The sequence below is a fragment of the Rickettsia endosymbiont of Ixodes pacificus genome (assembly GCF_000965155.1).
In the GTDB taxonomy this organism is placed as follows: domain Bacteria; phylum Pseudomonadota; class Alphaproteobacteria; order Rickettsiales; family Rickettsiaceae; genus Rickettsia; species Rickettsia tamurae.
In genome coordinates, this window is sequence record NZ_LAOP01000001.1 from 1,444,572 (window position 1) to 1,470,244 (window position 25,673).

Sequence of the window (25,673 nt, forward strand, 5' to 3'; positions counted from 1 at the left end):
TTTATAAATAATATTTGTTACATGGCTCTTACCTATGTCGTTCTCGTGGAAGACTATTACTGCAGAGTTGCCGATGTCATTCCTGCGTGGATCGAAAAACGCATTCAGTGTCATGCCGTGGCTTGACCACGGTATCCAGAAAAACAATAAAAAATACTAATAATTTTAGTATTTTTAACTGGATCCCGCGATCAAGTCGCGGGATGACAGAGGTGAAATTGATCCACGCAACAAAGCCTACGCGGGAATGACATCGGCAACTCTGCAACAACGCCTACGGCTGCGTAGCTCATGACGGTTTGGGTATCCTATCCACGCAACAAGACCCGCTCGCAATGACGATAAAGTCAAGCCACGCTAACTCTTTATCCTCTCCTCAATCTCGCTTCTAAAATGGCGTATCAGCCCTTGAATCGGCCAAGCTGCCGCATCACCTAAAGCACAGATAGTATGCCCCTCTATTTCTTTCGTAACGTTAAGGAGTTCGTCTATCTCAGATTTTTTGGCATTACCTTTAACTAGCCGCATCATAACTCGCCACATCCAGCCCGTACCCTCACGGCAAGGAGTACATTGCCCGCATGATTCATGCATGTAAAATTTACTAAGCCTTGCTATTGCATAAATAATATCGGTAGATTTATCCATAACTATAATACCGCCTGTACCAAGTCCGGAACCTGCGGTTCTTAAACTATCAAAATCCATATCTACTTCACATAATGACTTAGGAAGTAAAGGCACGGAAGAACCACCCGGGATTATGGCTTTAAGGTTATCCCAACCGCCTCGAACACCGCCGGCATATTTCTCAATCAATTCTTTTAACGAGATTCCCATTGCTTCTTCAACATTACAAGGCTTGTTAACATGCCCTGATATGCAGAAAATCTTAGTTCCCGTATTGTTAGGTTTACCTATACCGGCAAACCAGCTAGCTCCTCGTCTTAAAATGGTTGGCACTACTGCAATAGACTCAACATTATTTATAGTAGTCGGGCAGCCATATAATCCAAAGCCGGCAGGAAAAGGCGGCTTAAGCCGTGGCATGCCTTTTTTGCCTTCTAAACTTTCAAGTAATGCAGTTTCTTCACCACAAATATAAGCCCCTGCCCCACGATGTAAATAAATATTACAATCGAAGCCCGAACCGCAAGCATTCTTTCCTATTAACCCTTCTTTATAAGCTTCATCTAAGGCACGCTGAATATTAGAGGCTTCATTATAAAACTCACCTCTAATATAGATATAACAATCGTTCGCTCCTATAGCAAAGCTTGCAAGCAAACAACCTTCTATTAATTTATGCGGCTCAAACCTTAATATATCACGGTCCTTACACGTACCAGGCTCAGACTCGTCAGCATTTACTACTAAATAGCAAGGCTTCTCTGAATTTTTGGGCATAAACGACCATTTCATACCGGTAGAAAATCCGGCACCGCCTCGCCCTCTAAGTCCTGATTTCTTAACCTCTTCAATGATGAAATCTCTACCTTTATCAAGCAAAGCTTTAGTATTCTCCCAATCGCCTCGCTTCTTGCTAGATTTCAAATCATGGCTTTGCTGCCCATGTAGGTTAGTAAAAATTTTGTCTTCTTCTTTTAGCATAAACTATTCTCGTTATGGCTTAAAAACGTCATTGCGAGGAAAAATTGAAAATTTTGACGAAGCAATCTCGTGCCAAAATCCTGAGATTGCCATGCAGCCTACGGCTGCTCGCAATGATGATTCATTACCTTTCTATTACTTTTTTATTAAACTTCCTATTAACAAACATTGTAAGTATCGGAGCAGAGATAAAAATCGAGGAATAAATACCGGCTATTATCCCAAAAAATACAAGTACGCTAAAACTACGGATTGCCTCACCGCCAAAAAGAATAAGAGCTAAATTGGCAAGTAGCGTGGTAATTACCGTTAAAATAGTTCTTGATAAAGTCTCATTAATACTTAAATTTATAATTTCCGTGATATTTTTTTTATGATATTTACGTAAATTTTCTCTAATCCTATCATATATTACTACCGAATCATTAACGGAATAACCTATAATAGTTAACACTGCAGCAATAGTACTTAAGTTAAAATCAAGCTTTATCATACTCATAAACCCAAGAGCAAGTATTACGTCATGCACTAAGGCGATAAGTATACCAAGACCGAAATACCACTCAAAACGCACCCAAATATAAACCATAATCGCTAAGAAAGAGAACAGCATCGCCATAGCCCCTGCTTCTATTAGCTGTCTACCCACCTGCGGACCAACAAAATCTACCTTACGATATTCAAACTTATACGGAAAATTACTTTGCAAAGATGCTTTAATTAACTCAATATTTTTCATGAGATTTTCTTCGCTACTACTACCGAATCTAATCGATAAATCACGCTCACTACCGAAATTCTGTAAGACCACCTCACCTATTCCAAGCTCGCCTAGAACCCCACGCATTTTTGGCAAATCAGGAGCTTGATCAAGCCTTACTTCAATAACTATACCGCCGGCAAAATCAATCCCGAAATTAAATTTATATATACCGATCCAAATAAAGCTAATGAGTGATAAAATAATTGAGAAAGTGTAGCTGACTTTTTTAAAATTCATAAAATCAAAATCGATTTTATTAGGTAAAAGTCTTAAAGGATAAATTTGCATTATTATATATTTTATTGAATAAAAGTTATATTTGTATTATATAGTAAATTCAAAAAGGTTAAATGATTTTTTATGTCAGAAGTAGTAGTAAAAGAACAATTAGAACAATATATAAGCAAAATAGAAAGATTAGAACAGGAAAAAGCTGATTTATCTCAAGAAGTAAAAGATATTTTCCAAGATGCTTCTTCACATGGATTTGATGTTAAAGCTATGAAATCTATATTGAAACTAAAGAAATTGGATAAAGATAAACTTGCCGAGCAGGATGCTATGCTTGAACTTTATAGAGATACTTTAGGGATTTGAGTGTATACTCTATGAACTTCAAAAATTGGCTACGCATCCTACAAGAGCTGCAGTTCTCACGTATTAAGCATACACTGCGATCCTCGCCTTGTGGATTCCTTGCTCTTTTTGAAGTTGATCTTCGTATACCTACTCTTCATTCGGAGTATATGCCATGTTATTCCTACGAAAGCAGGAATAACATAAGAGCTACGAATATATTTAAGCTTTTGCTGCCTTAGTTTTAGCAATAGGGATATGTCTCTCTTTAATTCTAGCCGACTTACCGCTTCTATTTCTTAAATAATAAAGTTTAGCACGACGAACTACCCCGTATTTTACTACATCAATAGAGTGTACTATCGGCGAGTAAGTCATAAAACGTCTTTCGACACCTTCACCGTGGCTAATTTTACGTACTAAGAAAGATGAAGTAATACCACGATTTCTTTTAGCAATAACTACACCTTCATAAGCTTGGAATCTTTCTGTTAGTTTTTCCTTACCGTCTTTCTCAATCGATCTATCAATAATTTTAACAGTTACTTTAACTGTATCGCCGGCTTCAAAATCAGGAATTTTTTTATTTGCAGTAAGCTTTGAAATATTTTCCTGTTCAAAGCGGTCAATAATATTCATTTTTTTAACTCCTTAACTCTATAAATCTTTAAGTAACTCCGGACGGCGTAATTTAGTAATCATATGTGATTGCTCTTTTTTCCATTCATTAATTAGCCTGTGGTTACCGGATAACAAAACACTCGGTACAGCTCGATCACGCCAAATTTCAGGTCTTGTATATAGACCGCATTCAAGCCCGCCCTTAAATTCCCCGTCTTCTTCAAAAGACTCGGAAGATAAGGTATTTTGATTCATTAAAACACCTGGCAGTAGTCTAATTAAGCAATCGAGAATGGTAAGGGTAGGTATTTCTCCGCCGGATAAAATGTAGTCGCCTACACTAATTTCTTTAACATTATACTCTTCAATTACACGTTCGTCAATTCCTTCGTAACGTCCACATAAGAATATGAGGTTTTTATTTTTTAACATCTCTTTAGCAAAGCTTTGGGTAAAGACTCTACCGCGAGGTGAAGGATAGTAAATTTCAGCATTAGGATTTAAAGATAAAGCATAATCTATGCTACTGCCTAGAACATCAGAACGCATTATAAGCCCGTCACCACCGCCGTAAGCCTCATCATCAATTTTTTTATGCTTAGTTAAACCGAAATCCCGAATATTAATAACATTATATGACCAAATATTTTTATGCAGTGCTTGCCCTGCTAAAGAATGCCCTAGAGTCCCAGGAAACATTTCAGGAAAAACTGTTAAGATTGTAGCGTGAAGTATAGACATGCGCTTAAAATAGTAGCCAGTACCAATTAATGCAATAAAATTATAATTTAATTTTTACCCCACCCACCTGTCCTATAATCTTCTTTTCTTTGTTTTTTAGCAGCAGCTGTTGCACCACTCCTAAATGCTTCAGCTTTTTGTTGATTCGTTTTATGAGCTTGATCACTTTGAAATTTCTGAAATTCTGCTTTCTTAGTAGCTTCTATATAACGACTTTTTATTTTCTCTAAGCGTCTCATAGCATCTTTATCTAAACTAATACCTGCTTCTTTTGCTTGCTGCTCTATTTTTAATGCTGCCTTATAACCTGCTGCTGCGTTTTTAGCTATAACTTGCTTCTGCATAAATTCACTCTAGAATCTTTCTTCATTGCATCATTATATGGATTTATCTTATTGTTTTTAATATCCTTTATTTGTTTTTCTGCTTTCTTTTTATCAAAATCTTCCGGCATAACTTCCCTCAAAATTTAAGTTAAAAATATATCTATAGTTGCATATATTTTATAGTCCCTTTGGTGGTTAAAACCTCCATCTTCCAGATGGAAAAGCTTTAGCTTGCCATGTGCGCCATGATGCGTTAGCATCACAAGCACCATGAGTTCAATACGTCAGGAAATTACGTACTGTTTACTATAGTCGCTATTATACAGTGTGGTAGACATTGTGTGTGCAAGGAAGTTACTGTAGGTCTAATAGTGGTAATGTAACGATTATATGATTAATAGGCATATTGGTACACATGAGCCAGACATGATTTTGCACATACGGGTCGCATAAGCTTTAGCTTCATATGCGACTTCTAGTCGCTATAAAACAAACTTTCATCTTTCAGATGAAAGTGGTTGATTTCAAAAAAAGTTAATAAAGAAAAATAGAGGTAGAAGTAATTAAAAATTAACCAATTTGTGTTATAAAAACTTCATCACTTCCTCAGCAATGATTAGCTCTTCGTTTGTCGGCACAGCGAAAACTTTAATCTTACTGCTTTCAGCGCTTATTATATACTCGTTTTTTGTATCATCTATTTTAATGCCTAGCCATAAAAGTTTTTCAGTAATCATTTCACGTATTACAGCGGAATTCTGTCCGACACCGGCAGTAAAAATTAGACAATCAAGCCCCTCAAGGGCAGCAGTTAACTTACCTATTTCAAGTACAATGCGATACACGAATAAATCTATAGCAAATTTAGCATCAGGTGAGTTACTGGCAAGCAAACATAATAGCCGCAACTTCTCTTTTCTTCGCAAGCTCTACGGCTTTTTTTGCTGCTTCGTGGCTATGCTCAACGTTAATTACTTGATAATCCTCAAGATCGACATTATTAACTTTTGCTACTGATTCAATTTTATGTTGCGGACCAATCAAGACCGGTTTATTACATTAAATTGTGCCGCTCTAACTGCACCGAGTAATGATTCTTTATCGATCGGATGAACTACTGCAGTTTTAACAGGCTTAAAGTCGTCGGCTCTAAGTAATAGATCGATGAAATGCTTTGCTGCTTCATCAAAGTCAGGATCGTTGATTTCTTTTGGAGAAGTATAATTAGTGCCTAATTTCTTAGCTAGAATTGCATCTAAAAAAGTCTCATTTATTATATGTTGTTTCTTCATAAACCCTTTAATAATAATTAGTTAATATATAGCTTAACTAATATAGAGAAAATTGAAGAAACGTTTTAATAGGAAATTAATAAGTAGTATTACCGCAACAGTATATATTCGATGTCATTCCGTGGCTTGTCCACAGAATCCAGAAAAAAGCGAGATAAATCGAGCTTTTAATTTTAAAAATTTAGTGTGTTTATACTTTTTAGTAACTGGATTCCCGCTTCCGCGGGGATGACATCGAAGCACTAGGATAACCCCAATCAATTCTTTTTAGGCAGTACCAACTCTTCTACTTCATATTTCTTAAATGATCTTCTAATTTTCTTAGCTTTCTACCCTCGTTTACTATAGGCTTTACATAGGTTTGCATTTTTGCATTTTCTCTATATTTATTAATCTGATCGATCTGAGCATTGACTTCATCGGTAATGGCTTGCTTTCTATCCTCTATTTTATTTAATACTTCAGTACTATACTCATAATTTTTAACATCAGCATTAAAGTTATTAAGCTCTTCCGTAATCTTTTGATCTATTTCAGCTCCCTCGGCGGTATCTTTAACTTTTTGTGCTATTAATGCCGGCATTTCTTCGATCTTGATATCATCTCTTTTGAAATGATCTTTAAGCTCTTTATAAGTTTGCTCTAAATTTTCCTGAGCTTTCTCGTGCATAATATCATAATGCTCTTGACGACGGGTATATCGATCTTCATCTATAAATTGTGCATGTTTTCTATGAGCGTTATCTATCATATCCCGCATCTGAGAATCAGTAGCTTTCTCACGCATAAATCTATCGCCCATCATTACCGGATCACCTTCCTCAAATAACCTACCACGCACCTCATGAATAAGCTTTCTTTGAGCTAATTCTTGATAATATTCTACATCACTCTGTCTACCTGCTTTTTCTAGTCTTGCTAGATATTCCGGTGATAATATATCTGCTTGAGCAGCTAGCGTCTCCTTATTAATATGCATTTGAAGCTCTTCACGTTCCCGTGCTTTTTCATCATCTTTTAATTTTTCGCTATAAGTTCTAAGCCTTGGATCGTTATATTCAAAATCATGCCATTCGGCACTGGTTAGATTACCCTCATAAGCATCGCGTAAATCTTTACCGACTATTGCAGTTAAAGCTCCTCTTTTTATTCCTGTATAACCTGCATATATTTTTTCGCCTATACCTACACGCTTTTCTTCTTTTAATTTACGTTTTGTATCAACACGATGCTCCATCTCTTGCCAGCTTCTAAGCACTCCTATATTCTTACCGAACAAACCAACACCTCGCCCTGACATTTCTTGGTGAGCATGCTTATAAGCATCTTGATAATCTCTAGTAAAGTTCGCATCACTAGCGAGTTCACGTAAGTTAGCATCTTTTAATGACTTATCAAGCTCAGCTTTTTGTTCTTTACTTAAAGCAGCGTAATCTTTCACTCCATATTTATTTGCAGCAATTTTATCTCGAAGCTGAGTAAATTTCATTTGCGATAGTTCTTTTGCTTTTAATTCATTCCCCTTAGGTAAATTCTTTAATAATCCTGAAATACCATTTTCATAATCAGTAATAGCATTCATTTTTACATCTTTAGAATCTATACCGTATTTTCTCTTAACCTCATTTTGTACGGCTTTATTTGCTGAAGAACCGAGAGCTTGCTTTTCAAGCCTTCCCATCATTATACCTTCAAATCCTTTAGCAAAGAACATACTAGTTTCTTCTAACTTCGCACTTACACGGGTAGTTACAGGTGCACTTACCGTCTTAGCCACATAACTTAGCGGTCTATTCATTTGCTTCGCTGCAGATTCATAAGATTGCTGATTAACTTTTTGTATGTCTGTTAAATTACCTGAAGTACCGGCAATAAATTGTGCCGTCGATATAGCAGTATCGTTAAATTTACTTAGCAAATAAATAGACACAAAAATTAGTAATATCCCATCAAGTTGGACAAATTTCCCGTTTATAAAATTACTAATCCTTTTTACATCTTTAACTAAATCTAAAAACGGTAATTCAATATAGCGTTCATCTATACATTCGTACGCAGCACAATGCTTACATTTATCAGGGTCATTCTTACAAGAATCATCTACTATTATATGATCTTCGGGAACTAATATCTTTGCTTTGTGGAAATTATTTATACCGCCTTTCATTGGTACGGGGAACCACCAATAAAATATTGAATTACCAAGGCTTGGATCTATATTCTCAAGAAAACTACCGAATATTTCATTTATCGGACCTAAATTAGGAAAATCATGTTTACATACCGCAAAACCAAGCGTTGAATATATTTCGGTTCTGATGATCATTGAAATAAAAGCGATACCGGCAAATAAAATTATAGGCTGTAATGCGTATGATATTAATTGTCTTAACCAATTCTCAAATAATGAACGAGTTATATTAAACAACATGAAACAAATAAATATCGGTCCCATAATTATAATCATACCGATAGTTATAAGAGCGGTTAGATATATAATAGTAGCTTTAAATATAAGAAAGAAAATAAAATACAGAGCTATTAAATATAGAATGATATATATAAAACCAAGCCAATCAACAAATAGTAAAGAAAATAATTTAGATAAAGTTTGAGGAGAAATAAGTAACCCAAGCAAGCTTTGAGAACCGGGGCCGGTAGCCGAAGCTTCATTAATTATTTGCAGTATTTGCTGAACCCCATCAATAAAAAATACGAATAAATAATCATGAAAAAATGTCCAAGCTTTATCCGTACTTAATAATATTGAGACTATACTAACTTTTAATATTCTAACTATAAGTTCGATATGAGTAAGGTTTATATTACCTATTAAAAAGGAAAAGCCCGTAAACATTATATATAGAGTTAAAATAGCCGAGACACTCATCCTATAACCCGACGTATCAATTATTTGTTGATAAGTTTTCTTTATAATCCCATCCTTACCAAATAATACTCCTTTTATTAAATCCGTTAAAAATTGTAGCGGATCGGGTCTAGTATCAGTAACTCCAGACTTTATTACTAATCTATATTGCCCGCTATTATCATCATAAAATTTATCTATAATCTTAAAATAAAGAGGAGATTGAGCATATTTTGACTTATCTTCACCTTTATATTGATAATTTATACCGCCGGCTTTCAAGAATTGTCCTGTACTACTAATACTATAGCCTACACTCGAAGTAAGCGCTCCTAAATGCTGAGTTATACCTTGCGGTTTACGCTGTGAGTCCGGTGAAATATTGGGATCGGTATTTTTAGCGGCAATAAGAAAATAAAGCCCGACACCGTCTGTCATTATACATGGAGCATTACTAATCATTGCATCATTTTGATTTGCGGGATTAGGAGTACACATATCAAGTCTAGCATTATCCCAAAAAGTACACGGTTGTAGCTTAACGCAAAAAGCAGCCAAAGTAGTTGTGTTATTTTTTTGACCATACCATGGACACCATGCAGATAACTGACCTGAAGTATTTTTATCGCCAAGTATATAACTCCACGGTCTTACCATAACTGTTAAAGGATAGCCGTTTACTTTATAAGCACTATCACGCCATGGTGCTACCTGATCACCTTCCTGTCTTGAAGTAATTTCTTCCGGATCATATCTAGAAGAGACATTGAATTTGATAAAACCGAAATCATCAGGGTCAATACAAGTATCGCCGGTACAACCGGAAAGCAGCAATAGCGATATTAATAATGTAATAAAAATATTTTTGTTCATTTATTTTTATGTGTTATTTCCATATGTCTCAATTTCAACGTCATTGCGAGCGACCGTAGGGAGCGTGGCAATCTCATGAAGCAGTATTAAATTCCTGAGATTGCTTCGTCAATTGCTATGCAATTTCCTCGCAATGACGGTGAAAATATTTACAATTATTCTTTCCTCTCTCCTTCCTCTTTCTTCACATCATTACGCTCAGCAAGGAATTTATTTGTAAATTCACCACCCCCTTCCGGTTTTCTAGCTTTATAATTTTGATCAATTATCTTGTCTTTGAAAACTCTAGCCGGAACCATTGCAGCCTTTTTAATCGGTTTTGTTACCGAACCTATATCCTGCATAACGGCTCCCACAGGATCAGAACGTTCTTGATAATTTCCTGATATTCGTGCCGGTGTAACATTTGTAAGCATTCCGACTACTACATTTACAAAAGTTACTAAACCATATGACATCAAGCAATATGAATAAAATAATAAAGCCGTAGTAAATAATACTAAGAAAGTATTAGCGTTGTTCGTTAGAATATTAGAGCTACTAATTTCCGGAACATCCGGTACATAGAAAGGTATTCCGGGTAAGAACGGTAATGTAAAAGAGAAATTAATCGGAATACCAAGATTTGTTAAATCAAGCCCTATTTTTATCGGTATAAGAGTATCCCAACAGGCTCTAACTACCACTTTTAAAAGCTGCTCAGATAAAACCTGATCTATCAATAAAAAGAAAATCAATAATATTGTCGGCTGCACTACATAGCTAAGCAATGTCGATATCCAATTATCAAATAAACTTTTAGTTTTTTCAAATAACATTAATATTATGAAAAACGGTGCTAATGAAATCATAACAGTTACCCCTATGAATGCAATAACATAGCCTATTATAACTTCTAAAATAGCTCTAAAATAAGTAATAAGTGAATAAATGGTTATAATAGCGATAAATGCTAAACCATTGTGTATTTGTAATAATTCAATAAATAGTAATCCCCAAATCCTACCGTTAGTATATTTATCAAATATAGGATCAATAAAACCAAAAATATTAGATCTAGAGCTTGTAGCACCTACTACGTTAGTTACAAAGAAATCAATACCGTCAGTAAATGCACTAAAGAAGTATGTATTAAAGAAGCTCCAACTTTCTTCTCTAATTAAAAAAGCTACTATAGCTATTTTGCATATACGTGTTATTACTTCTACGGCAGTTAATTTTAATGCTCCTGCAACGAACATTAGCCCAAATATAGTAACATAAAGGGTTAATGCAGCTTTAGCTATATTCTGCACTGCAGAATTTTTAACTAACTTAATATAAAAATTTTGACTAAAAGTTCTAAACTGATCGGTAATAGGTTTAATAGCACCGTTATATATTATATCAGAAAACCAAGTTGTACCAGTATAATTAGCATAATTTACACTAACTACCCCTTGTATATTACTATTAGGATTTACTACCCTTAACCATAAATATCCATCTTGCGGTGCATCAGTCGCAAAGTTATAATCTACCGGCGTACCACGAACAGATGAATCAGGTAACGCACCATCAGATGTTATTAAATATTCTAACTTTATATTTTGTTGATCACCCGGATTAATTGAATTTGTCCCGTTACCTATTTCAACAATCATCGAATAACGACCGAAATATAAAAAATTAGCTGACCAATCGCTAGTATTTATATAGTTTACAAAACTATTATAATCAGGAAATCTGCCATTACTCCAATCACTCATTAAAACTGAATTACTAAACATGTTACTAACTTGCCAATCGCTAGTAAAATCCATAGTACCACCGATAGTGGCTTGATAATATATAAAGCTACTTTGAGTGCTGCCTGAATTTACAAAACTCTGATCTCGTCCCTTAATAACCTGCCCGCCTACTTTAATTATCATCCCTCTACCTTGATCATAATAGCAAGCAGGGCTAGCATTTATACCGGCATTAGCAGGACAAGAATTAATTAAGCCCATGAAATTCTGTACCGCTCCCGTTATCATAGGCTTACCGACTATTATTCCATTATCGGTATTTTTATACTTTGTAGCAGTACCCGTGCCGCTACATACACTTTTTCTTTCCTCATCTATCATATTACACACCTGCTCTGCAGAAGAGTAAATTATTCTATTATCAAAATTTCCAAGATTACTTTGAGTATAAAGTGCAGAAGCAGCGAATATCGAACTATCAAGTTCCTGTGTTAAAATATTATCTACGGTATTAGGAAGTTTTGGAGTATTAGGGCTAAAAAAATTATCTTTACCAACTAAACTAATATTTACTACATCGCCGGCCTTAACTTCAATTCTCGAATTACCGTTAGAATAGTTAAAATATTTAACAGAATCAGACATTTTAGTAAATGAAAGTGCATCAAGGTCTTTATCAGGCGGTATAGCCCCCGGTGTTTCACTGTTATTGTCCGTAACAAAACGAGGAAATCCTAAAGCTTCAAATTGTAATTTAGAATAATTATAAGTTTTAATGAAAACTTGCGGCGTACTAAACCTTGGATCAATTCTATATAATACTAGATATTTTCTAGGTTCAGGAGTAATACCTGAAGTAGACCAATTTATTTTTAACAATTTACCTTTCTCAACAGTATTACCTGTTGATTGCCAAGTTCCGGCTGTAGATAAACTAATTCCTATATTACCCTCTTGAAAACTTGTAAATTCAGGCACTTCTAAACAACCGAATAAGCTTTTTAACCCGCCAAAACTGGTTGACATCCATGAAAAAGCATCATCGGCTTTAGCTGGCATCGCCATAAACAAAACTAATAAAACTAAACTCTTAAGAATTTTCATAATTTTAAATTGTTATCCAACACGTCATACCGTAACTTGTCCACGGTATCCAGTAAAAATGTCAAAAAATATACGTTGTAAGCTGGATACCGTGTGGACAAGTTACGGTATGACACTTTTCCGGCCCTCTATTTCGGTGTTTCAGGTTTAGGCGGTTCTTCATTTGTCTTCTCACCCCCTTCTTTTGGCGTATTTTTCCTATTTTTCTCAGCCTGATCTAATGTCTTATTGCGTTGTTTTAATCGTGCTTCCGCTCTGCCGGTAATACCTTTTCTTGTTTTATAATCCATTCCTATTTGACTTAATGCTTTTTGTCCTGCATCATGAGACATTTTACCACCAATTTCAGTAGCCGAAGGTCCAGCAGCACTAGTTAATTTTGCTACCATACGTCCTGAAAATTCGACATAACCATACATACCGTAAGCAATAATAACTAGAGCTACGATATTTTGCATATTTACTCCCATCATACCTGACATATAATCCATTCCCCAAGGGGCAAACCAATTAATACAGAAGATAGGTACATTCAGCAATGCAATAGGTAAAATAGTACCGATAAACGGAATTTTTATCGGTAAAGCACATTTCCAACAAACGCTATAACCTAAAACAAAATCTAGATAAATGGTAAATAGCTGTGTTAGCACTATAATACCTGCCATCATAACTACCGGTTCTATCATATAGCGGATCGTAAACCTCACCCAATTATCAAATAAATACCTAGTAAAATCAAATAATAAGAAACTAATAAATAAAGGGGCTATACCGATTAATATACAAGTTGCCATAAATGCCATAATATAAACGGCAACAGCTCTAAGTGCCGTAATAATTACTATACCAACCGCAATAAAAGTAATTATAAAATATATAATACCGCTAAGCCCAAGAGAAAGAAGTGAAAGTAATTGAGCGATAAAGGTTTGACTAAAAAATATTTTACTCATTACTGCATCTAAAAACATGAAAGGATTAGAAATAGCATTAGTAGAAGTAAATAAACTATATCCACTCATATTAGCAATAATTGCGTCTGAAAAATTGGTAATTGCATCAAAAAGATAGTTATTGAAAAATTCAAAGGTATTACCGTTCATAAGTCCGCTAACTACCCCGATTTTTGCTATTCTAATTACTAGCTCTTTTTGGTTTATCTTAGCAAAACCAAGCAAGAACATTGCTCCGTAAGTCATCACATACAGAATTAAAATTGCTTTAATATAGGTAAAAAAGTTAGTACAGGACGAACTATCATTAGCTTTATAACATACCATATTTTTAAAAATAGAAGTAGCAGCCCCTTGCACTTTAGTTTTAAATAACTGAAGTAACGGATTCATTACTTTAATAGTAAAACTTCCTACTTTTAAGGATGTTGAGAAATGTACTTTATAGCTACCTTCACTATCTTTATAGTCCCTTAAATTATTACCAGGATCATTTAGAATTTTCATCCATATATAACCCGCCTCATTTGCGTTAAAGTTATATTTACCTTCACTATCAACGTTAATTCCTTGAGGTGAATAGGTTTTACCGCTAGTATTCGGGTTTTCCGAAGGCTTTACTATTATGTATTGCACTCGTCCCCGATCATCAAAAGTATCGTTAAAACTATTACCGTTCTCTCTATAACATTTAGTCTGTTTAATATTTAAAACGTATCCTCCCGTATTCTTACTAGCATCTTGTGAGGTAGGAGACCAAAGCCTATATTGTAAATAACTTTTTTCAATATTGCTGTTAAAAGGTATATTATATATAACTTTATATAAATATTTACCGTCTTTATCTTTATAGTCAGACGGTTGATCTGTATCTGCAACAAATTTAGCAAATTCTAGCTTAGAAGGCAGAGCTTGACTTACAGAGCCTGCATCATTCATTTGATATATTAATCCGGTTGGTCCTTTGCCTCCTTTACCGTCCGCCGTATACCAAAATCTCCGATTCTTTTGAAAATCTCCATCGTTACATATTCCCGAAGTACAATCTACACCTCCAATATAATCTTTATCCTTAGGACTACGATTCTCGACACTATCAGGACATTTACCGTTTGAAGGAATATTAGCATTATTAGAACATTGAAGTCCCGCATAATCAATCAATAAATTACCTGAATTATCTGACCAACTAAAGGTAAAACTACCGTCATCTTTATAAGCTTCCGGCATGTCGCCCTCGTGATTTATCCAAGCAGGTAAGGAGTCACATATAAAACCAAGGCAACAATGAGAAACGGCATTAGCAGCATCACATACCCACTGAACAACATCTTCTTGATGAATACATCTAAAAAAACAATAACATTTTTCCCGATGCTTATTATGTTGCCAATAATTTTGCTTCAGTTCGCAAGCATTAACATATTTACCGGAATAAATAGAATATTTTCCACAAATCGGCTCATAAGAAGTTTTGCCTTGTGAACAATCTTTCGTAACCTTAGCACCTTTAAAAGCATCCTCAACTGTCGCATCCGTATTGGCAAAATTAGGAGATACGGAAACTAAAACTCTATCATTGGCGTATAATTCGGCAATATTACGCCATTCATTATTTCTTGCATCTATTATTAGAGAGACAGGCTTATTATTTGCATCGGTAATACGAGGGATCGGAATCATTTTACCACTATCATCTAAATTAGATCCAGCCCCTGTACGTTGTAAATTGTCTTTTGGTACATAAGCTAAACACAAACTAACCTGACCGACCACTTGTAAATTCACCGGTTGACTGTTTTCTACTAGTACCTGAGTATTTAACCATTCACCGTAACGATTAGGATCAGGAATAAGCTGAGTTGTGCCGTCGGGCAACATCTTAGAAGTGTTTACATAATTAGCATTAGCATTAAGGGTTATAGTACCGGTTATTGAATCCGAACCTCCTTTACCGTCCGGAGCATATCTCATGTAACAGCCGTCACCGACTTTTACTGCTCCTATCATACCAAGTGCTGCAAAAATAAAGCAAACTAACGTTGCTACTATAGCAAGTACTCCTAAAACTTTTAATAAGTTACCCTGCATATTCTATCATTTACCTCCACCCGCACCGCTTTCTGAATCCCCGCCTTGCTGCTCTCCCTCTTTACGCTTACCTCCAACATCCGGCTTATCTCCTACCGGCGGCTTACCTTGCGAAGCCATAGCAGCATCCTTAAGGAAAGCTGCTCCTTTCTTTACTAAATCAACGATTTTAGTTGGACTTGCCGTTACTGCATCCATATTAGGACCGTTAGTTAAATCAGCGGCAAAACGCCCTATAGATTTAGAAAAATAATAAAAAATAACCGAGAATACTAATACGCACAAAAGTTCCGCTAAAATAGATACAACATCTCTAACAATTGATTTTATTGGGAAAAGTATTAATAAATGCTCTTCCCAACCTTCACCCGCATAATATTGTAACATTTTATATCCAAAACTTTCCTGACATTTATCTGCCCCACCGACAGGAAGCCTTAACTCAAAAGTACTAAATCTAATATCCCCTTTTTCATAATCATATCTAAGGAATTCACAATTTTTAAATATTGCAGAATCATACATAGTTATTAATAAAGCTATAAAACCTGCTATTACTGCCGGCTGCAATGCACATGAGATACATACTTTTAACCACCCGTCAAAATAAGCTTTTGTACGAGTAAATAGAGCCATAGGAATGAATATAGGAGAAATATATGTCATAACGTAAATAGTAATCATGCAAACTAAATAATGCGTAATAAAATATAAAAGTATAGATAAAAATATTACAGAAAATACTAAACCTGCTGCAAGTATAATAACATTTCCGGCCATAAAGAATCCAAACATAACGGCAAAAAATCTCAGTGCTCCTGCTTTACTTAAATCTTTTGGTCTATCATTTTTGCCATCAGGATCAAAATTAGGTATAGGTGTATTATTACCACCGGGACCATTGCCGATCGAATTCCCTAAAACTCCATTCTTATCTATATTATAAAGTAAATCCAAGCCAAGATAATAACCTATACGGCAATCAATAGCATCCCATAAACCATAAAATTTATAACCGTCTTTATACTTTGAATTATCAAATTGACATAATCCTATAGAACCTGCTGCATTAAAGATCATCTGTGCAAAGTCCGGTGCCGCTCCCGTCAAAAGAGGTAATCCATATTTTAACATACCGTTTTCTTTTGTCGGCTGACCACCACTAAAATCTAAAGGTCCAAGACCGATAGAAAAATAAGCAACGAATAAGAATTTTATTACAAAAAGAGCTATTTTTTCAGTACTTGCATATTCTTTATTTAGAGCCATATTAAAGGCAAAAAACATAGTATAAAGAATTAGTGCCGCACCTATAATTCTCTTTAAATAATCTTGAAACGTAGAAAAAGCAGCAAGATTAGTTATTCTAGAATTTTGATCTTGAGAACTACAACCATTTCCGGCAAAAAATATTTTATTAAGCGTTTCGCTCAAACACTGAACTGCAAGACCGGAAAAATTAATTAACGATTGACTATAATTTGCTCCCGTATAGCAACTTTTTCCTATATTACAATTTTCATCAGGCGGAGTAGGCGGTGAAGTAGCACTTAAAGATTTACATGCTACCGGCATCGGTCCCCTTGACGTAGGCATAACTAAACATAGATCATTATCCCATTTTTTAACCGTTAAAACGATATTCTTTAATACAGGATTTGCTCCAAGATCAAGATTATTATCAGTACTTAAATCACTAATCTTCTTAGAGTCACCTTCATTTAAAGTATACATGGTACAAGGGCTACTACTACCTTCTACATTTTTAAAACAAAACGTTATACTAGACGCAACTGAGTTACAATTACCTCTCGGATCTTTCATATCAATATTACGAATTATATAGCCATATGCCGTGTCCGTTTCTAAATACCCATCTGAAGTAGTCGGTAAACTAGAACATGATTCTCCAAAGCCGGCAAAGCTAGCTAAGCTTACAGATGCTATATAAACTATAATAAATATCTTTAAGGTTTTAAGAGTTTTCATTAGAACTATTATCTTTTTTTTCTGTTACTACGCCGCTTTTTACTAACTCATCCCATGCCTTTTCAGCATTTGCACGTCGTTCTGATACTTCTCCTCCTTCTTGTTCCCTTACTCTTCCTCCTCCGCTTGCTACTAGTTCATTCCATGCTTTTTCTACTTTCACACGTTTATCTCGAATCTCTGCATTTTCCCGTATCTGCTTTACTCCTGTCGGATTTTCATGTTCCTTTAAGTTAAAACTATAATCAATTACTCCTGAACCCCTACTTGTACTGTCAACTTTTTCTTGCGGTGACGTAGTAGTATTATCTTCTTTTCTGTCGTTTTCTATATTTTTATTTTCTTCTACCTTTGCTTTTTCTGACTTATTAAGTTCATCAGCTAATTTATCAAATTTATTAGTTACACTATTATCCCTTTCTCTTATCTCAGTTACTACACCGCTATCGACTAATTCATTCCATTTCTTTTCTGCATTCGCACGTCGTTCCGATGTTTCTTCACCTTGCTGATCTCTTATTCTTCCTCCCCCGCTTACTACTAATTCGTTCCATACTTTCTCTACTTCTGCACGTTTATCCCGAATCTCTACATTTTCCCGTATTTGCTTTACTCCTGTCGGATTTTCATGTTCCTTTAAGTTAAAACTATAATCAATTACTCCCGTACCTTTACTTGTATTGTCAACTTTTTCCTGTAAAGGCGGAGTATTATCAATCTCTTTTTTACTTTCTTGATTATTATCTCTTATGATTTTTCCAACACTTTCAGCTTCAATATTACTTTGCGGTGCAGGTGTATAAATAGAAGTTCTAATACTAGCAGGCGGTGGTGAAACAGCTTCTGTAGGAGGAGGAGTAACAACATCTGATCTTGCTTCACTACTTACAGTTTTTGAGCTAGAAGTTGCTACAGAAGATGAAGCTGTCGGCGTTGTTACCGCAGGTGCCGACGTACCTTCGCTTGCAGCAATATTATCATTTGATAGTCCGCCTTTACCTACCTCTAAATCACTTGCTCCTCCACCTTGACCAGCTTTTAAATCACCAACTCCTCCTCTACTTGCTATCTGATCGCCCCCCTTAGTTGCAGCACCCGCAGTAGCAAGTACTGCCATAGCTGCCTTAAATATTGCTTGCGGTTTTATAGCAACATTATTAAGAGCTACTCCTTCCGTCATATCTGCAGCAAATTCAGCTAGCTGACTACTAAAATTATACATCAAATACAATGTAAAACATGCCGTAACTAACGCAAGCAAAATATTTTTAATTTTCTCAAAAAGCACTTTTGGAGACATGAAAAACATTCCGGGACCCAAAACTACTCCCGATAAAAACTGGAATTTAGCAAGAAATTTATCGGTAGGGGTATCACCCGGTTTACTATCGACAATTTCACTTACACTATCTTTTGCAAAGTTAAATGCCGTGGTAATAGGGTTATTTAACATATAACCTAAACTATTTTTACAACTTTCTACGGCATCTTTATCAGGATATTGTAACGTATCATCCCAATCATTATTAATGTAAAATATTAAAACATCCCTCTTAGAGGTAATACCACCTTGAATTTTGTCTTCTATACTATTGTGAATTAACTTGCTCTTATATTGACATTTACCGTAGAAACCATAATCATATACCGAAAACATCGTGATCATAAAAGTAACTACCACCATAGGCTGTAGCAAGAACGAGATCATTAGTTTAACCCAGCTATCAAAATAATTTCTTGTATATGTGAATAAAAACATAGGTACAAAAAGAGGAGCTAAAATACCGAGTATTACTATAGATATCATACACATAATCGTTGCATTAACCATAAAGGCAGCAACCGAAATCACAAGTAACGGATAAGAAAGAGCGAGTGACACCAACATCATATTACCGGAGATTATCGCCGGAATTAGCAAATAAATATATGGTGGAGCACTATAACTAAAGAAATCAAAATTTAAAAAATCATGGCTTCGATAAGCATTTTCGACAAGTAACGTAGATAATATATCAAGTCCTAAATAATGAGCTACTCTACAATCTAATGCATCCCATAATGCAATATAAGAAACGGTACCGTCATAAGAAAGATTATTAAATTTACATAAACCGGACGGAGCAGCATTCATAACCCAACTTGCTAAACCGTTTATACCGTCAAGTAAGAAAGGAAACGCCCACTGAATCATACCGTCTAACCGGTCATACGGAGAGCCATTACCAGGGGTTATATTAATTCCTATTGAAAAATAAGTTACGAATATCATTTTCAATATAAAATTTATATACTCACTTTTTGGCGGTACTTCACCTGCAAGTAATAGTTTAAAGCCAAAAAACATAACATATAAAGTTAGAAAAGCCGTAACTATTTTATACATTCCTACTTGGAACTGAAATAATGCACTATCTTGCCTTGAAGCCAAATTAACCACTTGGCTTACATTATCAAAACTACAAACATCTTTACTAATTAGTAATCTAGCAATCATTTGCCTCATACATTCTATAAGAGGAGAAGTCATGACTACTGCAGTTTTTGAAGCATTATAAGCTTTTTGATAACACCCGTCGCCTGCCGCACTACAGGAAACTAAGGCTAAAGGATCGGTAGGCGTATCTTCAATAAAATCCTTATCTGCTACATCCATAAAGCTATTATACATGGATTTCGGAAACGGCTCTTTCATATATTTACAGCCGACGGGAACGTCTCCTGTAAACCCCTTTGTTGAAACACATATTCTATCTTTATCTTGAATAACTTTCCAATATATTACAGGGAAGCCTACATCAAATGCAAAACCGTCATCACCAGGCTTACCGCTATATGGAACATAATAATCTTTCTTATTATTTTTCCACGCTTCTTTTATATCATCCCAAGGATCACTCCCTGTTAATACGGCTTTAGCGATCGCAAGTGCCGATTTTGCTACGGCAGTTGCCCTGGCTACAATTAGTTTAGCATTACTACATAAAGCAAAACGTAATTCCGGATTTTTAGGATCAATTCTATTTTCACGAGTACATTGACCTCCTGGAAAATTTCCAAACTTACTATCGTTAAACAAATCTTTATCATTTATTTTAAGCTTTAAAAACGTATTCATGTATAAAACGGGAGAAACAAGATTCATTACCGCAAAAGTAAAGAACGGAGCAACAATACATGTATGAGAGAATTCACTACGTAATAAATCACCTACGCCTTGAGTTTCGCAAGTTAAACCGCTTAAAACATCTATAATGCTATCAAGAGTATCTTTAGCATGAGTTTTAGTAACTAGCCCTAAATTTAGGATAAAGCTTAGTACTAATGTTATAAGTATACTACGAGGAAATAATTTCATAACTAGTTACTTGCGTCGTATTGTAACAATGTCATCTCGTGGCTTGACCACGTGATCTCAGGATACAGTCTGTGAGACAAGATCCCGCGGTCAAGCCACGGTATGACAGACAGGAATCTATAATGTTTTAACTGCTTCATAAAATATAGGTAACCATTTATCCGGATCATTGCCGTGTTTCTCTCTAATTTGATCGAGCAATATTACAGTCTCAACTCTACCAGATAAAACACTGATTATGTTATCCATGCCATCTAAGCTAACCTTTGCAACTACGGCATCTATTCCTTGTTTTATTAAAAAATAACGTGTAGTAGGGTCGGTAGTTTTAATTAAAATATATTCTCGCTGACTTAACATAAATGCACTACGATAAATATCCGTAGCTTTCAAATTAGGTAAAAAAATCTGCGTAGCTGTTTGTTGAATCAACGTATCACTAATTCTACTTTTTGCGGCATCTTCAACACTCTGCGTAGCAAATATAACAAAAGTATTTAATTTTCTCAACACTTTTAACCAATCTTTGATCTTAGGTGCAAATACCGGATTATCGATTAAAGCCCATGCTTCATCAAGCACTATCATAGTTTTCTGCCCATCTAAAGAGATATTAATACGATGGAAAATATATAACAATACCGGTGCAAGGCTTATAGGATCTTTAAGTAATTCAGTCATATCAAAACCGAATACCCTTGCTTTTTGTAAATCAATATCATCTATTTCATTGTCAAATATCTTAGCGTGTGAACCTTTACCGACCCACATTGCAATCCTACTTGCCAAACTATTTGGTGTATCAATACCAAGAAATGCTATAACATTACTAAGCTTTCTGTCTTTTTTTTCTAATCTAAAATTACCGCTTACCGCTTGAGATAAGATTTTATTATCTTGTGCAGTTAAACTTTCACCGTTAGAAGTTACAAGCACGCGAAGCCACTCTAAAATAAACGTTCTATTCTCACTAGTATCTTCAAGCTGTAAAGGGTTAAAGTTGCATTTTAAACCCGGATCAATTACTGTATAAACTCCGTTTAAAGCACGTATAAATATTTCTGCTCCTCGATCTTTATCAAAAAAGAACATACGAGGTTTGAATTTTTGTGCTTCCGCACATAAGAAATTCATAAGAACTGTTTTACCGGCACCGGTTGGACCGATAATTAGAGTATGTCCAACATCCCTTACATGGAAATTAAAATAAAACGGCGTACCTGAAGTAGTATCAAGTACTGTGACATATTCTCCCCAATGGTTATCTCTAATTTTACCGAGCGGATAATTATGTTGTGAGGCAAAGCTAGCCATATTAAGAGTATTTATAGTGGATTTACGCACTATATAATCCATATTTCCCGGCAACTGTCCCCAATAGCTAGGTTCCATGTTAACTTTTTCTCTAACCGGCTGAATTCCTGAATTAGAAAGCTCAACTGCTGCCATTGACAATATATCTTCCAAAGCTTTAATATTATTTGCGGAACATAAAAGCGATAAATGATGCTCACCGAAACCGATATCACCGCTAGTGGCCATATCAAGGGCCGTATTAATTTCAGCAATTTGTGAAGTAGCCTTATCACCAGATTGTATCATTCTATTTTGCTGTAATTGCATTTTACCGATCGCTATTGTTCTATTAGCAAAGATAAAGCTTTGAGTCATGACAAATTCAAAAGGCATTTGCAGGAATCCGTCAAAAATTCCTGCCGAAGTATTAGGACCGTATTCAAGTATACTGATCATTCCGGCATATTTCTTGCCAAGCGGACTTCTTGCTTCAATAGTACGAGAATCAAAAAATAAGCGATGAGTCGGTAAATATTCGTCAATAGTACCACGCGGTAATGCTATAGGACCTGGTGAATCGCCGCAATTGATTAAAGATGAAAGGAATTCTAAAATTTCACAATAACTACCTGACTGCGTTTGACGAATTCCAAGTAATCTTGCTCCATAACTTCTGAATGTATTAACCACTCTAGTTGACATTTCTTGAAGATTTTCTTTCATCTCTTTCATGTCATTTTCCCAAGCGGTTTTATTAGATTTTTGTCTAAGCTTCTTTAGAAAATACTCAACTATAGCAGCACCGCCGGTATCAGGCTTATATAAAATACTAACATATAATTCATTAAAAAACGACCTAGCACCCGCATGTTTCTTACGCCATTCTGCACCTAAATAAGTAATAAAATCATTAGGGACTTTTACGGTAGGATCATAAGTAAATTCCGTATCGTCAAATATTACTGCTTTACGTCTTCTAATAGTATGGAAATACATAACGATATTTCCCGAAGCTATATTTTTAAGTAAGGCATTTCTGATATTCTTTTTAATGTCTAGATCTTCATCATCAGCAGTTTCAAAAGAAAATCCGTTTATTTTAATAACTTGTAATAAAGAATTATCTTTCGTTAAAATAGTATTACTATCCCAATGACATTTATAAGGAATAAAATGCGAAGTGGGTCTTTCTTGTTTAGACCTTAATTCTTTAGCTACTCTAGTTCTAAATAACTTCATTACCTCACCTGATTTAACTATTTTGATTTATTTTGTCAGTTATACCTCTTTTTATGTCATTCCCGCATAGTATTGCCCGCATAGATACCAAGTCGTCATTGCGAGCAGCCGTAGGCTGCGTGGCAATCCAGAAAAAATAATAAAAAAATTCTGTAAATCAGAATTTTAACTGGATTGCTTCGTCAAAACTTGCAGTTTTTCCTCGCAATGACGACTTGGTATCCACGCGGGAATGACATAAAACTCAAATATTATACGAATTTGCTCCGTAGTAAAATTTATTAGGACATTGGCTAGTTCTTGACATTTTATTTAAATATAGCTCTATGAATCTCGGTTCTTTAAAACATATAATATAAGCTACCAAATGCAAAGCAGCTGCAACGAACAAAATCATAATACCATTATTCCAAATAAATACTATCATCGTCATTATCATATTTAATGCAGCAAACTTAATACTTACTCCAAATATCATCGGCGGTCTAGTTAACCCTACAAATAAAAGATCGGATGCTAATGCTCCTGCCATAAAAAACCTCTATTAATTTATATTAATATCAAACATAGTTGACAATATTGAATTCGGTGCTTCACTATTCACAAAATGTACGTAACCGTTATTATTTTCAAGTGCATTAACTGCTATCTTAATTAATTCTTCTTCGATGAAATTATTACTATCATCTAACATTGATTTCAACAAGTTAATATCTCGTATTTTTATTATACGGTAACGTCTCGGATACCTGCAATATCTCATATGGCAATATTAAATGTTCCGCACTTAATGCAGAAGCAATTGTTGCTACCGTTAAGTTAACATTTAATAAATGTGTTTTCTCCTGATCGTCGCTCGCAAACGGTGCTATCACGGGTATAATATTATTATCTTCAAATAATAGGCTCACTCAAAAAACCAATATTTATAACATCATGATTTACAATTTTTCGGTGAGATAATTTTGATTTTTTTGCTTGCAGTAAATTAGCATCCTTACCTGAAATACCAACTGCATAACAACCTATACTACTTAACTTTGTTACTATAAGCTTGTTAACGTAACTGGATAGAATTTCCATAATAATAGGATCATTTAGAGAACTATAGTCGCTTATTTTACTAATTTTTTGACTAAAATTTTCATCTATTTGTGATATTAAAGACGAACTTCGTAAATCAATATGATCATGTACTATATATATTTAGCACCGCACATCTCAAGCAATCTAACAGATTCAATAAAAGCCGTAAATAATTTATCGTCAATAATAATAGTAGCAGGTAATTTTAGAACTATTGCTTGACTCTTCAGCTCACTACTACACTTTATTATATTCTTAATTATAGCAATGTTATTTAATGAAGAAATACTATCTACCTCTTTATTTTTGAGGTTTGATGCATTTTGCCAAACTAGCTTTAAGTTCTCTTGCACCTTCTTTACTCCTACTACTTACATACATAACATTACATGAGTAGTTTAAAGTTGCAAGAAAATTCTGTGCTTCATCGTTAAGGTTTTTATGATCCGTAACTTTATCCGATTTTGTGAAAATAATTTGAAATTCTCTTTTATTTGCAAGTAATAGCTCAGCTACTTTCTTATCGTTTTCTTTTATACCCCTTCTTGAATCAATCAATAAGTTAACTAACCTTAAATTATGACTATTTCGTAAATAATAACTAATTAACACTTCCCACTGCTCTTTGACTGATATAGGAACATTAGCAAAACCATAGCCGGGAAGATCAACTATAATAAGTTTATCTGCAAGGTTAAAGAAATTGATTTGCCTAGTACGCCCCGGAGTATTAGAAACTTTAGCAAGATTTTTATTATTACATATCGTGTTTATTAGGCTTGATTTGCCGACATTTGACTTACCGACAAAAGCAATTTCCGGCAATGAAAAATTGGGGATTTGATTTATATTCATAACACCGGCTACAAATTTAGCTTGATGACGAAAAAGCTTACTGCCATCAGTCGATTTTGTAGGCACTATTTTCTGAGTAGTCATAATTTGCTTTCGTATTGGATGTAATTAGGCATTGCCCGCGTGAATACCGAGTCGTCATTGCGAGCGGGCATTGTTGCGTGGTTCAATTTCACCTCTGGTCATCCCATGGGGGGTGGACACAGTGGGTTTTACCGGTCCACGCAACAATGCCTTGCGAGCGACTAAAAGGATTGTGGCAATCCAGCAAAATAATAAAAAAAATTCTGTAAATCA

The 25,673-nt window shown here is 35.0% G+C and carries 16 protein-coding genes and 4 pseudogenes; 2 read left to right on the forward strand and 18 right to left on the reverse strand.

From position 1 onward, the window contains the following. Window positions 1-73: 73 nt before the first annotated feature. Window positions 74-239: pseudogene (locus REIP_RS11300) on the forward strand (MFS transporter); the annotation flags it as partial. A gap of 118 nt (window positions 240-357) precedes the next feature. Here the strand turns inward: REIP_RS11300 and nuoF are convergent. After that, window positions 358-1,611, reverse strand: coding sequence for an NADH-quinone oxidoreductase subunit NuoF (gene nuoF / locus REIP_RS07665; RefSeq protein WP_045804215.1), 1,254 nt, complete (start codon window positions 1,609-1,611; stop codon window positions 358-360). A 124-nt stretch (window positions 1,612-1,735) separates the two neighbouring features. Next, the gene (secF, locus tag REIP_RS07670; RefSeq protein WP_045804216.1) at window positions 1,736-2,662 is read right to left on the reverse strand and encodes a protein translocase subunit SecF; all 927 of its coding nucleotides are present in this window, start codon (window positions 2,660-2,662) and stop codon (window positions 1,736-1,738) included. Between the two features lie 72 nt (window positions 2,663-2,734). Between secF and REIP_RS07675 the strand changes: the two genes are divergently transcribed. Then, entirely contained in the window at window positions 2,735-2,971 is a 237-nt protein-coding gene (locus tag REIP_RS07675) for a DUF2312 domain-containing protein (protein ID WP_004996682.1), read from the forward strand. A gap of 201 nt (window positions 2,972-3,172) precedes the next feature. On the opposite strand, the gene rplS is transcribed toward REIP_RS07675, so the two are convergent. The 16 genes and pseudogenes from rplS to yihA all read right to left on the reverse strand — a co-directional run bounded on the left by rplS (window position 3,173) and on the right by yihA (window position 25,460). Then, window positions 3,173-3,589 carry a 50S ribosomal protein L19 gene (gene rplS / locus REIP_RS11305; protein ID WP_008581025.1) on the reverse strand — a complete coding sequence of 139 codons (417 nt, stop codon included), beginning with the start codon at window positions 3,587-3,589 and terminating at the stop codon, window positions 3,173-3,175. A gap of 18 nt (window positions 3,590-3,607) precedes the next feature. After that, on the reverse strand, window positions 3,608-4,312 hold the full coding sequence (trmD, locus tag REIP_RS11310) for a tRNA (guanosine(37)-N1)-methyltransferase TrmD (protein ID WP_045804217.1): 705 nt from the start codon (window positions 4,310-4,312) through the stop codon (window positions 3,608-3,610). 47 nt (window positions 4,313-4,359) lie between these two features. After that, a complete protein-coding gene (locus REIP_RS07690; RefSeq protein WP_023507303.1) occupies window positions 4,360-4,656 on the reverse strand; it encodes a hypothetical protein in 297 nt (98 codons plus the stop codon). Then, entirely contained in the window at window positions 4,638-4,766 is a 129-nt protein-coding gene (locus tag REIP_RS13270) for a hypothetical protein (protein ID WP_023507302.1), read from the reverse strand. Before REIP_RS13270 ends, REIP_RS07690 begins: the two co-directional genes overlap by 19 nt. 456 nt (window positions 4,767-5,222) lie before the next feature. Beyond that, window positions 5,223-5,531, reverse strand: a pseudogene (locus REIP_RS10195) (acetate kinase); the annotation flags it as partial. A 1-nt stretch (window position 5,532) separates the two neighbouring features. Next, window positions 5,533-5,930 (reverse strand): annotated as a pseudogene (locus tag REIP_RS07700) (phosphate acetyltransferase); the annotation flags it as partial. Between the two features lie 286 nt (window positions 5,931-6,216). After that, window positions 6,217-9,672: a type IV secretion system protein gene (locus REIP_RS07705; protein WP_045804218.1), complete on the reverse strand. Its 3,456-nt coding sequence runs from the start codon at window positions 9,670-9,672 to the stop codon at window positions 6,217-6,219. Between the two features lie 155 nt (window positions 9,673-9,827). Continuing rightward, the gene (locus REIP_RS07710) at window positions 9,828-12,506 is read right to left on the reverse strand and encodes a type IV secretion system protein (RefSeq protein ID WP_045804219.1); all 2,679 of its coding nucleotides are present in this window, start codon (window positions 12,504-12,506) and stop codon (window positions 9,828-9,830) included. A 128-nt stretch (window positions 12,507-12,634) separates the two neighbouring features. Beyond that, the gene (locus tag REIP_RS07715) at window positions 12,635-15,553 is read right to left on the reverse strand and encodes a type IV secretion system protein (RefSeq protein WP_045804220.1); all 2,919 of its coding nucleotides are present in this window, start codon (window positions 15,551-15,553) and stop codon (window positions 12,635-12,637) included. A gap of 6 nt (window positions 15,554-15,559) precedes the next feature. After that, complete coding sequence (locus REIP_RS07720; protein ID WP_045804221.1) at window positions 15,560-17,542, reverse strand: type IV secretion system protein; 1,983 nt, start codon at window positions 17,540-17,542, stop codon at window positions 15,560-15,562. Then, window positions 17,529-20,900 carry a type IV secretion system protein gene (locus REIP_RS07725; protein WP_045804222.1) on the reverse strand — a complete coding sequence of 1,124 codons (3,372 nt, stop codon included), beginning with the start codon at window positions 20,898-20,900 and terminating at the stop codon, window positions 17,529-17,531. Before REIP_RS07725 ends, REIP_RS07720 begins: the two co-directional genes overlap by 14 nt. A gap of 2 nt (window positions 20,901-20,902) precedes the next feature. After that, window positions 20,903-21,040 (reverse strand): hypothetical protein, encoded by a 138-nt coding sequence (locus REIP_RS11315; RefSeq protein ID WP_156147468.1) that lies wholly within the window; start codon window positions 21,038-21,040, stop codon window positions 20,903-20,905. Next, window positions 21,018-23,435 (reverse strand): VirB4 family type IV secretion/conjugal transfer ATPase, encoded by a 2,418-nt coding sequence (locus REIP_RS07730; RefSeq protein WP_045804223.1) that lies wholly within the window; start codon window positions 23,433-23,435, stop codon window positions 21,018-21,020. The genes REIP_RS11315 and REIP_RS07730 overlap by 23 nt, the downstream gene beginning before the upstream one ends. Before the next feature lie 244 nt (window positions 23,436-23,679). Then, window positions 23,680-23,967, reverse strand: coding sequence for a type IV secretion system protein VirB3 (locus tag REIP_RS07735; RefSeq protein WP_032139311.1), 288 nt, complete (start codon window positions 23,965-23,967; stop codon window positions 23,680-23,682). A gap of 12 nt (window positions 23,968-23,979) precedes the next feature. Then, window positions 23,980-24,874 (reverse strand): annotated as a pseudogene (locus tag REIP_RS07740) (acetylglutamate kinase). Continuing rightward, window positions 24,822-25,460, reverse strand: coding sequence for a ribosome biogenesis GTP-binding protein YihA/YsxC (gene yihA / locus REIP_RS07745; protein WP_045804224.1), 639 nt, complete (start codon window positions 25,458-25,460; stop codon window positions 24,822-24,824). Before yihA ends, REIP_RS07740 begins: the two are co-directional and overlap by 53 nt. Window positions 25,461-25,673: the final 213 nt, after the last annotated feature.